Source organism: Microbulbifer maximicatervae (SeqCode), assembly GCF_052467305.1.
Genome location: NZ_CP174306.1, coordinates 2,820,220 through 2,833,470, shown reverse-complemented (window position 1 = coordinate 2,833,470; position 13,251 = coordinate 2,820,220). Strand labels below are relative to the sequence as shown.

The 13,251-nt window shown below is 46.8% G+C and carries 9 protein-coding genes; 4 read left to right on the top strand and 5 right to left on the bottom strand.

Going from position 1 to position 13,251, the window contains the following annotated elements; genetic code table 11:
• Positions 1-14: 14 nt before the first annotated feature.
• Both ACJJI4_RS12465 and ACJJI4_RS12460 read right to left on the bottom strand, forming a co-directional pair.
• Positions 15-1,238, bottom strand: coding sequence for a hypothetical protein (locus ACJJI4_RS12465; protein WP_444897801.1), 1,224 nt, complete (start codon positions 1,236-1,238; stop codon positions 15-17).
• Positions 1,239-1,432: 194 nt separating this feature from the next.
• A complete protein-coding gene (locus ACJJI4_RS12460) occupies positions 1,433-1,903 on the bottom strand; it encodes a hypothetical protein (RefSeq protein ID WP_444911108.1) in 471 nt (156 codons plus the stop codon).
• A 199-nt stretch (positions 1,904-2,102) separates the two neighbouring features.
• Between ACJJI4_RS12460 and ACJJI4_RS12455 the strand changes: the two genes are divergently transcribed.
• The 3 genes from ACJJI4_RS12455 to ACJJI4_RS12445 are packed head-to-tail and all read left to right on the top strand — an operon-like array spanning position 2,103 to position 6,340.
• Positions 2,103-3,488: an MFS transporter gene (locus ACJJI4_RS12455; protein ID WP_444925351.1), complete on the top strand. Its 1,386-nt coding sequence runs from the start codon at positions 2,103-2,105 to the stop codon at positions 3,486-3,488.
• 40 nt (positions 3,489-3,528) lie between these two features.
• Positions 3,529-4,908: an MFS transporter gene (locus ACJJI4_RS12450; protein WP_444925350.1), complete on the top strand. Its 1,380-nt coding sequence runs from the start codon at positions 3,529-3,531 to the stop codon at positions 4,906-4,908.
• A 52-nt stretch (positions 4,909-4,960) separates the two neighbouring features.
• Complete coding sequence (locus ACJJI4_RS12445) at positions 4,961-6,340, top strand: MFS transporter (RefSeq protein WP_444925349.1); 1,380 nt, start codon at positions 4,961-4,963, stop codon at positions 6,338-6,340.
• Between the two features lie 21 nt (positions 6,341-6,361).
• On the opposite strand, the gene ACJJI4_RS12440 is transcribed toward ACJJI4_RS12445, so the two are convergent.
• From ACJJI4_RS12440 to acnB, 3 genes are all read right to left on the bottom strand, one after another.
• Positions 6,362-8,161, bottom strand: coding sequence for an alginate lyase family protein (locus tag ACJJI4_RS12440; protein WP_444925348.1), 1,800 nt, complete (start codon positions 8,159-8,161; stop codon positions 6,362-6,364).
• A gap of 758 nt (positions 8,162-8,919) precedes the next feature.
• Positions 8,920-9,726, bottom strand: a complete 807-nt coding sequence (locus ACJJI4_RS12435; RefSeq protein ID WP_444925347.1) for a sulfotransferase family 2 domain-containing protein — start codon at positions 9,724-9,726, stop codon at positions 8,920-8,922.
• A 123-nt stretch (positions 9,727-9,849) separates the two neighbouring features.
• Complete coding sequence (acnB, locus tag ACJJI4_RS12430) at positions 9,850-12,465, bottom strand: bifunctional aconitate hydratase 2/2-methylisocitrate dehydratase (RefSeq protein WP_444925346.1); 2,616 nt, start codon at positions 12,463-12,465, stop codon at positions 9,850-9,852.
• Positions 12,466-12,768: 303 nt separating this feature from the next.
• Here acnB and ACJJI4_RS12425 point away from each other — a divergent pair, with 303 nt between their 5' ends.
• Complete coding sequence (locus ACJJI4_RS12425) at positions 12,769-13,218, top strand: DUF1289 domain-containing protein (protein ID WP_444925345.1); 450 nt, start codon at positions 12,769-12,771, stop codon at positions 13,216-13,218.
• The last annotated feature ends 33 nt before the right edge of the window (positions 13,219-13,251 follow it).

The following is a 13,251-nucleotide window of genomic DNA, read 5'->3' as shown; positions in this document are numbered from 1 at the left end:
AGCCGGCCGATAAATTACTGCAAGATGGTACCTGTATTACTGGTACCTAGCTGGGTAGCAGTTGCTGAGTTTCCACTTGTTGCCTGGGTGGTGTCATGGGTGTTGGCGAAACCCATCTGCATAGTACTGGCATTATTGTTGGTTGATGTTTGGGTAATTGTTGCAGTATTCGAAGTCTGGATTTGTTCTATATAGGCTACGAGCAAGTCGCCATCCTGTGATAGATCTGCTGAGTTACTTAATCCATCCTGGAGAATTTCACCATCGTTACCCGCACCAGTTTGAAAGGTCATGACCGTATTGGTGGTGCCTAGTTGTTCAGCGTAGAGACTATTGCCCGCGCCTAAATCTTGTTCAATATCTGCATCGTTTGAATCACCTTCCTGTATTAATTCAGCAGAATCTCCGACACTGGTAAATTGAAGAACTAATGAGGTGTTACTCGTTCCCACCTGGGTTGTACTTTGAGTATTCCCTGTTCCGAGAGATTGTGTACTTCCCGACATATTTGATGTGCCATCTTGAAGTACCGTGATGGTGCCGGAAGTCTCAGTTGATTGAGCTGCTCCTGCGGTATTAGTTGTTCCAAGCTGGGTAATAAAAAGCCCATTCCCAGAGGAGGATGACTGAACCATGGAACCCATGTTGGAGTCACCATTCTGGGTGATTACGGTGTTATCCAAAGATGAGTTAGTTTGTACGGTGGTATATTGATTGGAGGTGCCAGTTTGTGTCGTTGTTGAAGTGCTTGAAGTAGTGCTAATTTGAAGCGCATTAAACAAATTGGTTTGGCCATTTTGCAGTACGGTAACAGTTGATGTAGTAGCGTCGCTTTGATCAATCGATGAAACAGTGTTGTTGTCGCCAAGTTGAGTGCTGTTAATAACACTATTCGTAGTGTTGACTACCTGAGATGTGGTCGATGAGTTGTTGTCACCGATTTGTGTGAATATCGCAAAGTTACCTGACGTGGATGGGTCAACCTGGTTGGACAGGGCTGAATTCCCGACGCCATTTTGATTGACAATGGTAGTATTGGCGGCAGCGTGCCCACTGATGGCTATAGCGACTGCCGCAGCAATGGAGGCGTAAGTTTTCATATCTATTTCCTTACAAATCAACATATTAAGTTCTATCAAGCGGATTACTGCCTGTTTGTCGATTTGGGACTCTGCTGAATAGCTGGTTAGGCAAAGACGGCTCTCAAATCCCTGGGTAATTACTTGAATTATTTTCACCCAAAGCTACCACTGACATCCAAAGCACTATCGTTAAAATGATATTGGATGACGTTATAGGATGACCCTCCGATTTTTGATTATGGGCCGGGTGTTTTCCCTGGGAATTAACTATCAATATTCTGAGAAGAAACTCCCAAGCGTGAACTTAGGCTTTTATTTCTTTTCTTGAGAGAGGGTGAGGTGGCAGATTTTTAGTTGCTTTCTATGCCTTCATCAGATTTTCTAACAAAGTAATGGCATAAAAATGCAATGGGAATTGAATATAAAGCGATAAGAAGTGCAGAAGCAAAGAAACCTGATTCTGAAGTCGCAACTCCAGCACATGAAAGGAGAATACTTGGAAGAGCACCACCCAACATCATAGAAATTCGGTTATATCTCTGCATCTTTAATAGGAAATACTCTACAAGTTTCCCGTAGGTTAGGGTGGCGATTAAAGATATCAGGGTGGTCATCAGATAGAATGTCAGCATCGGAACTGTGCCATTAAGAATCTGAATTCCGGAAGCACCTGGCAAGGAAAAAACCGCAATAATAGTTGGCAATACGACGCAGGTTAGCGCAGTAGCTTTAAGGGCAATAAGGAAGGATATAGTTTTGGGCGCAGAAGTGGTTTTACTTTCCAGGTTGGCTTTAGGCGCTTTGTAATAATTTGTAGGCATGTACTTATTGATGAAGCTCGTTTAAATCTGTTTTTTCAAGTGGAATGTAGCTTAATTAATGGTAATCATTAGCTGTTGTCATGTAAATGTGATAGTGGCTCGAATTATATTGATTTTTGATTACGAATTGAGGCTTTGCTGGGGTGGGTGTTGGAACAAATACACCATACTTGATATAAAGTACCTGTAGATTTAATCGATGGCATCCAATGAAAGCTCTTTAACTCCCACTCACTACTGGGGGCTCTTTGCCCTGCTACTGGCGGCATTTCTTCTTGCCAATGATTATACGGCATTTTCGCCGGCACTCCCGGCAATTCAAAAGACATTCAATGTCGATATCACCACCATTCATTGGGTCGTTAACGCCTATACCCTGGTGTATGGTGTTTTGATTGTGTCTACGGGCAGGATGGCTGATATCTATGGTCGTCGGCGAATGTTTATTACCGGCATCTATATCTTTACTGCATCTTCCCTTGTAGGTGGATTTGCGGGAAATATAGGAACGCTATTATTCGCCCGTGCATGGATGGGTTTGGGGGGAGCCTTGGCCTGGGTTGCCATCCTGGGTATGGTTTTCTCCCTCTTGCCCAGGGATAAGGCCGGGCTGGCCGGAGGATTGATTCTCACTACAACGGGGTTGGCCAATGCCAGTGGCCCAGTGATTGGTGGTCTGTTGGCTGATTTTGCCAGCTGGCGCTGGATATTATTTATTAATATTCCCATTGCTTTGCTGGTTATTCTTCTGTGTTGGAGCAAATATCCTCCAGCTAGTACGCAGAGAAGCAATAAGAAAATTGACTATTGGGGTGTTATTACCCTCTGTGGGTCTTTATTTAGTTTCCTCCTTGCTATGGATCTGGTGGTTCAGTATGGCTTGTCCCACTTCTATGTGTGGGGCCTATTGGTACTGTCCATATTTCTCATGATATTTTTTGCTGTTGTTGAAACTGTTGATCCTAATAACGCGCTAATTCCAGGTGAATTGATAAAGAACAGAGGCTTTATCGCCGCTGGACTCAGTATGTTCTTTGTTGCTATCGCATTTTTTGCGACCCTGGTTTATATCCCGCAGCTATTTATCAAGGTGAAGGGCTTTTCTGCCTTTGGGGCTGGGTTGGCGTTGTTACCATTAATGGTCAGCTCTGGTGTTGTAGCCTATATTTCTGGCGCTTTATACGAGCGGTTGGGCGCCAAGATTTTGATTTGTGCTGGTGCTTTGGGTATGTGTGTAGGGCTGTTTCTACTGTCGGCTGTTGAGCCCCAGGCATCTTATATTCGCTTCCTTCCCGGGCTTTTGATAGTTGGCAGCAGTATTGGCATATATAGTCCTACGATTGTTACAGCGGCAATTAGCGTAGTTGGGCCCAGTGATTCCAGTTTGGCAGGGTCGATTATCTATATGTTTAAATTTGTGGGCGGGGCCCTTGGGTTGGGAGTTAATGCGACTTTACTGGCTATGGCTCCCAACATCGCTGTTGGGATTGAGCGGGCCTTTGTGGTTGATGCTTTTCTGGCACTACTTGGGTTCTTGATTTCCATGATTTTCTTTTCTGGTCTTTCTACAAAAACGATTCGTTAATGGCAGCTATTTTCACTGAGAACTAGCCGAGTTTTTAGGTATGGTTGATAAAAAGGCCTCGGTGAAAAGTAATCTATATCTTGGTCTAGGCGCGCTGTCCCTGGCCATCTTTCTTGTGGCCAATGATTTCACTGCATTTTCGCCGGCATTGCCTGTGGTTGAACAAGAGTTCCAGTCAGATCTTACTACGAGTCAATGGGTAATTAGTGCTTACGCATTGGTTTGCGGTGTGTTGATAGTTTCAGGAGGTCGTCTGGCTGATATGTATGGTAGGAGGCGAACATTTATTGTCGGGTTATTAATTTTCATGTTTTTCTCGTTTTTGGGCGGAATTGCTGGAAGTATGGGAATGCTATTGGTTTCCCGTGCATTTATGGGGGCGGGGAGTGCGCTGATTTGGCCGTCTGTTTTGGGGATGATGTACAGTCTGATGACACCGAAGAATGCAGGGTTGGCCGGTGGACTGATTATTACGATATGCGGTATAGCAAATTCTGTAGGGCCATTAGTGGGAGGTTTCCTGGCTGACTATATCAGCTGGAGATGGATTCTATTTATTAATTTACCACTTTCTCTAGTGGTTCTTTATCTTTGCTTCAGAGTGATTCCACCAGATTCGTTAAATGTGCCTAAAGATAAGTTAGATTATCGAGGAGTTGCTCTACTGTCATCGGCACTATTCTCTCTTCTGCTTGCTTTCGACTTTGTAATCGATGTGGGGTTTAAAAACTATCTGGTGTTTGGACTGTTTATGGCTTTTTTTCTCTTGTTTTGCCTCTTTATATTGGTTGAGGGGAGAGCAGCTGAGGGGGCATTAATCCCTCCAGATGTAGCAGGAAACAAGTCTTTTGTCACTGCAGCCTGTGTCGCTTTGTTAATTGCCCAGTTCTTCTATGCGGGGTTCTTTTTTATCCCGCAATATTTAAGTAAAGTCCATGGAGCTTCTGCAACAATAGCAGGTCTGGGATTGGTTCCACTTATGTTGGCATTTAGTGTATTTGGTTTTGTTGCTGGTAATGTCTATAAGGTGCTGGGAACCAAGCTAATTGTCTCCATAGCAACACTATTAATGGCTTTAGGTTTATATATGCTGTCTCATATCTATCAGGACGGTCAATATATTCGCTTGGTTCCCGGGTTGTTAATTTTGGGGGCGGGTATTGGCTTATTCAATTCTACTATAATCACGTTTGCAATATCGGTTGTTGATCCGCGCCGAGCAAGTTTGGCCGGAGCAATAATCTTTATGATTCAAATAGCGGGTGGTGCAGTGGGGTTGGGCCTGAATACCACAATAGTCGCAATGGCTGGTGATATATCTTATGGGATTAGTCAGGCATTTACATTAAACGCATACTTGGCGATGTTATCTTTTATTATTTGCGTTTTATTTATAGGGTCTAAGGAAGAAAAAGCTTAACGTCATTTTGTATGTCAATTGGTTTATGTATATGTAAGTACAGGTTTACGCAATGGAAAGACAAGAGGGTCTCTTAGATAAGAATTTATACCTTGGAATGTTGGCTCTGTCTCTTGCCATTTTCCTTGTCGCCAATGATTTTACGGCCTTTTCTCCCGCGCTGCCGGCAATGGAGCACGAGTTCCACTCTGACCTTACAACGACCCAGTGGGTCATTAATGGTTACGCCTTAGTCTTTGGAGTACTGATTATTTCAGGTGGTCGCCTTGCCGATATGTATGGCAGGAGTAGGGTATTCTTTATTGGAACCCTGCTATTTATGGCGTTCTCACTTATCGGTGGGATTGCAGTTAATATGGGAATGTTATTGATATCCCGGGCACTGATGGGGATTGGAGGGGCTATGATGTGGCCGTCGATCCTGGGTATGACCTATGGCCTGATGACTGAAAAGCGAGCGGGTTTGGCTGGAGGGCTGGTGATTACTGTTTGCGGTATTGCCAATTCAGTTGGACCACTGTTGGGTGGTGCGCTGGCAGATTATGCCAGTTGGAGATGGATTTTCTTTATTAACCTGCCGGTATCAGCAGTTGCCTTATATGTTTGCTGGAGAGTGATTCCTGATGACTCTCCAGAAGCTTGTGATGAACGTATTGACTATGCCGGAATCACTTCGCTGTCGATGGCTCTATTTGCCTTGCTGTTGGCGTTTGATCTTGTGGTTGATGTCGGTTTCAAAAGCCCATTGGTCCTCGGCCTTATCGCTGCCTTTTTCTTACTTATATGCTTGTTTAGTCTCGTTGAGAAGCGAGTTGGGGCTCAGGCGTTGATTCCACCGGATGTGGCTGGGAATAAACGGTTTGTTTTCGCCTCTATTGCTACGTTATTGATTTCAGCACTTTTCTTTGCGGGATTGTTTTTTATTCCCCAATTCTTAACCCATGTTCGAGGTACCTCGGCGATGAAGGCGGGGATGGGGTTGATCCCTATGATGCTCTCCTTTAGCGTTTTCGGCTTTCTGGCAGGGAAGCTATATGATGTGATTGGAGCAAAGAAGATAGTATCGGCAGCTACTTTATTGATGACGCTGGGAATGTATCTTCTATCTCATATCCACAAGGATACTCAATATATGTCTTTGGTTCCTGGCCTGGTGATATTGGGTGCTGGTATTGGTTTGTTCAATTCCACCATTACCACTGTGGCTATAACGGTTGTTGATAATAGTAGAGCGAGTTTGGCGGGTGCAATCATTTTTATGTTTCAAATAGCGGGTGGTGCCGTAGGATTAGGGTTGAATACTACGATAGTGGCGATGGCCACTGATATGCCATCGGGTATTGAATATGCATTTACTGTAAATGCCTATCTGGCCATGTTTGCTTTTATTATTTGCATTTTATTTGTCGAGGATAAAAAGCCTGAAGTTTGACTTTGATAATCTATCCATTATCTATCTTTCCGCTTCAGTTGTTAATTGATCGGCAGCCTTTAAAGGTGAAGTTTGTGCTTCTTTGCCGAGGTTCCAAAATGGGAAAATTCCCGTTTCGATTGGGAAAACAGGTTTGCATTGGCTGATTGGTACGGCATTAAGTTTTATTTTTAGCTCTCCATAATGTTGTCTATAGGCATAGACTATTGGGATCAGTCTCTGCCGGTCGAAATGCTTGGGGCCCTTGTGGTTTTCGAACGCTTGTAGAAAATTATCTATTCCCTGCTGGATGCCAGCCCCATTTCTTGCTGTGAAGTTCCAGAGGTTTTCATCAATTGTTTCTGCGAGACTGGCAAGATAAATCCATGATTGAAAATTGAGGCATTTATAATGAACACTATTTTTACTCTTGGTTTTCGATACTTGGTTATCTGAGTGATCAAACTGCTCTAATATTCGGAAACGGGAGTCCCTAAGAGTTTTTCTGGCAGTTTGTATTTGATTGAGATAGAGCGCTAAAGCTACAACTTGTAAATCATACTGTGTGCCAAGATGCCCAAGTTTTGGACGCATTGATTGCCCGCGATGACTATCTATCAACCAGCTAAGGTATTGCTCCAGATGGTAGTCTAATCGCTCAACTCCTATCAGGCGAATCTGCTGTTCTTGTTTAAGTTCTCTTAAAGTGCAGAGGGTGTGGACCAGTAGGTTGGGATTTACAGATTGTAATTGTTTGCTGTATTTCGTTTCATGTTTGTTGGGGAATAGCTTGATGAGGCTATTGTCGATAAATTGAATGAATTCCGGCTTCGAGCAGTGGGATTGGGCAAGGGCGACAATGGTCAAATCCTGAAGCAAGCTGTTAATCGAACGGGGCCGCGACCTCTGTTTTGCTTTTACCGACCTTTGCCTGGCCTCTCTTAATAGCATTAGATAGGGAAGGCCGCACCTGTCTGCTGCGGCCAACTTGCTGCCAGGGGCGCTTGTATCGGCGGAAAAGCTGGAATCATCGAGTTGATCCAGCATGGCAAGGATAGCTTCAGAGCGAGTTGTTCCTCGATCCCGGCTGGACTGCTGATCTGTTCGCTCCAGGTGCGGCTTTCCGGAAAATAGTCTGGCTACCCAGCCTCCCTGGGTATAGTGACCTGCGGCTTCCGAGTAATCGGGGCAGGGTAGATCCCATGGGAAAATCGCCCACTCATCCCATTTCCCCGATACGCCTAGCCGCCATAAAAGTTCTACCTTGGGGCGCCTGCCGTAGCAGTAGCGGTTATCAAAAACCTCTGTACTATCAGATCGAAATACTATTTGTGGTTCTTCAGTGGGAGTTGGTTTGAAGTTCTCACATAGAATGGATTGGTTATCCAGCAGTCTTGTCATTGGAATAACATGGTAGGGGTAAGCGTTGTTGTTGAGTACTTGTTGCTTTATTGCTCGCCAGGCTTTTGGTGTTACGAAGCAATTGCCATCCCAAGGTAAAATCCAGTCGGCTTTTGATTTACCGTCCTGGAGGGCGAGATTTCTGGCCCCATTATTGTTCATTACATAATTGTTTTTATGGCGGTAAAGGCTCAGCTCTGCCTGAGTCGCTAAGTCCTGACGTAATCGTAGCCCTTTTAATTTATAGGGGGCATAGATGATGGGGTGTTCGAGAATGTTCCACTCTATTTTTCGATAGTCGTCCCAACTAAAGGGGATTCTGATGAAGGTTTGTTGATGGTCGTCGAGCAGTTTAATGATGGCTGCTTCTTCATTAGGGTCGACTATTCGATTGAGGATAAATACTTTTTTGCAGTTGTCGAGTACCGACTCATGCTTCAAAATAAATTCCAGATTCTTGCGGGACTGTCCCACACTATGCCGGGGAGCTAAGTCGTTGCCGATGATTCTGTAGAGGATAAAGGTCTGGATATTATTTGATGTGTTTAGGTAGGTATTGATTGGTGTGGTTTTAGGGTAGGGTGGGCGGTTGTAAGGAAAGTAAAAGGTTGGGAAGAAACGATTTCTGTGAATGATGATACGGATTATAGTTCTGGAGAATTTTAGTGTTTTTCTTTTGAGTTTACGAGTGAAAAATATCCAGCGATTCTGCCACTGTACCCAAAAGGTCTCCTTGTGGGCGGCTATTATCCTTTGTTTAGGCTTGGTGGGCTTCTGCATATATAGATATGTCTTTTGGTTCAGTTCGAGGGCTCTTAATGGTTATTGGCAGGTATGATAAATGTCTTTGATATCAATTTAGTCGTGTGATTATGGGCTTAATATAGCAGGTTTGATTTTTGATTGGGATTTCGGCGCTATAAAATACGCCAATTAACGGTTAAACCGTAAATTAAGATATCTCCAATTGACTAAGGTGTGGACGTTAACGTATTGAACTCTAACCTGAGTCAGGCTTCCACTTAAACCTTCTCTTCTTTAGTGAAGTACAATTCTCTTTGCGGTGGGTAGGGTGGTTAGTTTATGTTTATTAATTGAGGCGAGAAGCTGATTGGGTTTACTGGGGTTAGGCCAAGGTGGGCGGGATTTGTATTTTTTTGACTAAGTCGATTTTACTCCCGCTCTTGCTCTTTTGTTTTCTACTGACGATTTTCTTTTGCTGAAAATATTGCCCCATGCTTTTCTGTAAATCGTTCGAATATTTCTATGTCGTATTTGCAGATGTCTTCGATCTTTTTAATGGTGTTGAGGTCGGATTTTATTTCTTGGGCCAGTTTATTGTTGGGGTTCTTGTTAATTTCAGGGATGTTCAACTGTATATCAAAATCCTCTTCGATCTGCTGTGTTAGTAGGTCAAGGTGGCCAGTTGTGCCTACAATGGAAAACTGTTGGAGGTTATCCAGGGCCTCTGCAATATGTTCTGATGGATTTCGATTATTAAAGTTAGAAAAATATTGAAGATACTCTTGTCCAGCGTTAATCCCAGTTTTGGAGTCTAAGTATTCATTTAGAGAGAGTGTATTTTTATCCCACTGACTTTTCTTGTAAGTATTGTAGGTATAGAGAGATATCCATCTATCAACAGGATTCCTCAGTACCGTCAAAAAGTTCCACTCGCCGGAGAAACTTTTGACGACATTTGGGCGGCAATATGAATGACCTCGGCCGTAATAGTTCGATTTTATTGATAAGTTGTGGACCATTACGATTTCTCGTACCGACATCATTGGGATATCTAATATGTCTGCTGTACGTTTGCTTACTGCTCGCTTGATACCAAAAGTGTCTAGTTTGTTGGGCTCATAGTATTGAGAGCTAATGGCAGAGTTGAGGGAGGAGCCGGCACATTTTGGTACGTGACAAAAGAAAATTTTAGGTGGGGAGGTTAATTTTATAGGGAGTCTAGCAAGTGATGGGCGAACCAACTTTTTTAACATTCTTTTCATTTGATGAAGTACTGCTAAGTTTTTGAAAGGCTTGGTCTGAAGTAATGGAAGGGTAAGTTTAATATATTGTACGGAAATTAAAAAACCCGCCTTTAGGCGGGTTTTTTAAAGGCTCGTCCGTACTTAAACGGTAACTTCCTGGATCTGAGTCGCTGCGATGCGCTTGCCTTCTTCGGCAGACTTCTGGAAGTCTTCAATCTGATCGAAGTTCAGGTAGCGGTAGATCTCACTGGACATGGAGTCCAGGTTCTGTGCGTATTCCTGGTACTCAGCCGGAGTCGGCAGTTTACCCAGGATGGCGCCTACAGAAGCCAGCTCAGCGGAGGTCAGGTACACGTTGGCACCATCGCCCAGACGGTTGGGGAAGTTACGGGTAGAGGTAGACAGTACGGTAGCATTCGGTGCCACACGCGCCTGGTTACCCATACACAGGGAACATCCGGGCATTTCGGTGCGGGCACCGGCAGAGCCGTAGATGTTGTAGTAACCCTCTTCCATCAACTGGTGCTCGTCCATCTTGGTGGGCGGAGAGATCCACATGCGAGTGGAGATACCACCTTTGTGTTCTTGCAGCAGTTTACCGGCAGCGCGGAAGTGACCGATGTTGGTCATACAGGAGCCGATAAACACTTCATCTACCTTGTCGCCAGCAACGTCGGACAGCAGGCGAGCGTCGTCAGGATCGTTCGGAGCACATACGATCGGCTCTTTGATCTCGGCCAGGTCGATCTCGATTACTTCCAGGTACTCAGCGTCGGCGTCCGCTTCCATCAGTTTCGGGTTGGCCAGCCACTCTTCCATGGCGCGCGCGCGGCGCTCCAGGGTACGCTTGGAGCCGTAACCTTCAGCGATCATCCAGCGCAACAGGGTTACGTTGGAGCGCAGGTACTCAGACATGGTGTCTTCGGACAGCTTGATGGTACAGCCAGCAGCGGAGCGCTCGGCGGAGGCGTCGGACAGCTCGAATGCCTGCTCTACAGTCAGGTCTTCCAGGCCTTCGATCTCGAGGATGCGGCCGGAGAAGATGTTCTTCTTGCCTTTCTTCTCAACGGTCAGCAGGCCCTGCTTGATGGCGTAGAGAGGAATGGAGTGCACCAGGTCGCGCAGGGTGATGCCGGGCTGCATTTTGCCCTTGAAGCGCACCAGTACGGACTCAGGCATATCCAGCGGCATAACACCGGTAGCGGCGGCGAAAGCTACCAGACCAGAACCTGCCGGGAAGGAGATACCCATGGGGAAGCGGGTGTGGGAGTCACCACCGGTACCTACGGTGTCCGGCAGCAGCATGCGGTTCAGCCAGCTGTGGATGATGCCGTCTGCCGGGCGCAGGGAAACACCGCCACGGTTCATGATGAAGTCCGGCAGGGTGTGCTGGGTGCTGATATCAACGGGCTTGGGGTAGGCCGCAGTGTGACAGAAAGACTGCATTACCAGGTCGGCGGAGAAGCCGAGGCAGGCCAGGTCTTTCAGTTCGTCGCGGGTCATGGGGCCAGTGGTGTCCTGGGAGCCCACAGTGGTCATTTTCGGCTCGCAGTAGGTGCCCGGACGGATACCTTCAACGCCACAAGCTTTACCAACCATCTTCTGCGCCAGAGTGTAACCTTTGCCGGTGTCGGCAGGTTGCTCAGGCTTGCGGAACAGCTCGGAAGGTGCCAGGCCCAGGGCTTCACGGGCTTTGCCGGTCAGGCCGCGACCGATGATCAGGTTGATACGACCGCCAGCCTGAACTTCGTCCAGCAGTACGTCGGACTTCAGTTGGAATTCAGACAGGACTTTGCCGTCTTCGGCCAGGATCTTGCCGTCGTAAGGGCGGATCTCGATAACGTCGCCCATGCCCAGTTCGTCAACGGGGGCTTCGAATACCAGTGCGCCGGCATCTTCCATGGTGTTGTAGAAGATCGGGGCAACTTTACCGCCGATACAAATACCGCCACCTTTCTTGTTGGGTACGCCAGGCATTTCTTCACCGAAGTACCACAGCACGGAGTTGGTGGCGGACTTACGGGAAGAACCGGTACCTACTACGTCGCCAACGAAAGCAACGGGCAGGCCTTTGGCTTTAACTTCTTCGATCTGCTTCAGCGGACCGGTAACGCCTGCTTCTTCTGGCTCCAGGCCGTCGCGCTTCATTTTGTACATGGCCAGCGCGTGCAGGGGAATGTCCGGACGGGACCAGGCATCCGGTGCCGGAGACAGGTCGTCAGTGTTGGTTTCGCCAGTTACCTTGAATACGGCAACTTTGATGCTCTCGGGTACTTTGTTGCGCTTGGTGAACCACTCGGCATCCGCCCAGGATTGGATAACGGCTTTGGCGAATTCATTGCCGGCTTTGGCTTTCTCTTCCACATCGTGGAAGGCGTCAAACATCAGCAGGGTGCCTTTCAGCTGTTCGGCAGCCAGTCCGGCCAGATCTTTGTCGTCGAGCATCTCGACCAGGGTGGAGATATTGTATCCGCCCAGCATTTGGCCCAGCAGTTCTACAGCGTGTTTGCGATCGATCAGGGGGGATTCTGCTTCACCTTTAATAATGGCGGACAGGAAACCAGCTTTTACATAAGCGGCTTCGTCAACGCCCGGCGGAACGCGTTGGGTGAGCAGGTCAACCAGTTCCTGTTCTTCGCCTTTAGGCGGGTTTTTCAGCAATTCAACCAGGCCGGCGACTTGCTCGGCATCCAATGGCTTTGGTGGAATGCCTTGTTCGGCGCGTTCGGCGACGTGTTTGCGATAGGCTTCAAGCACTGATAAGTCCCTCTTGGTGTGTGGGGTGGCACCTACAGCGGGTGGAATTCCCGGTCTATTAACTGTCAGCCGGGATTTTTTTTCGAGGCCGCTGATGGCGGGGGGCGAATACTACAGGAAAGCCCTACAGCTGTTAAGTTTATCGAAAAATCAATAATTTAAGTGAATTATGACTATTTGCTGGGTGAATTTTAGTGGTTTGGCAGCTGGTACTTCCCCCCTTTTCTTGGCGGCGGAAACAAAATAGGCTACGCGCAATTTGAAGGCCGCGCGGGCGGCATAAATAGGTTGGTCGGATAGTTAATGTATAAGAAGGTTCGCACGCCCTGTATCGGCGTTTGCTCCACGGGAATTGGCGATGATGTTTGCCGTGGCTGCAAGCGCTTTGCACACGAGGTGATTGATTGGAATGCCTACAGTGAAGAACAGCGCCGGATAATTGCCGAGCGCCGTGAAGGGTATTTGGTGAACGCAGTGCGCAGCCAGTTGGAGATCGTGGATCACGAGCTGCTATTGGAGCAGCTTCATCACCAGCGGGTCCGCTTTGATGAAAGTCAAAATCCCTACTGTTGGGTGTTCGAACTATTGCGGGCAGGGGCCAGCCAAATAGGTGACTTGATAGCGTTTGGGTTGCAGACCACTGCGCAGGCGCGCGGTGTCTCTCTGGTGGAAATTCGCCGCCTTATAGATGAGGAGTTTTACGCACTGTCTGTCGCCTATTACCAGCGCTATGTGGTGCCTGGTATTACCTAAGAAGGTTCAAAAATTGATGGCAGCCTCATTTGG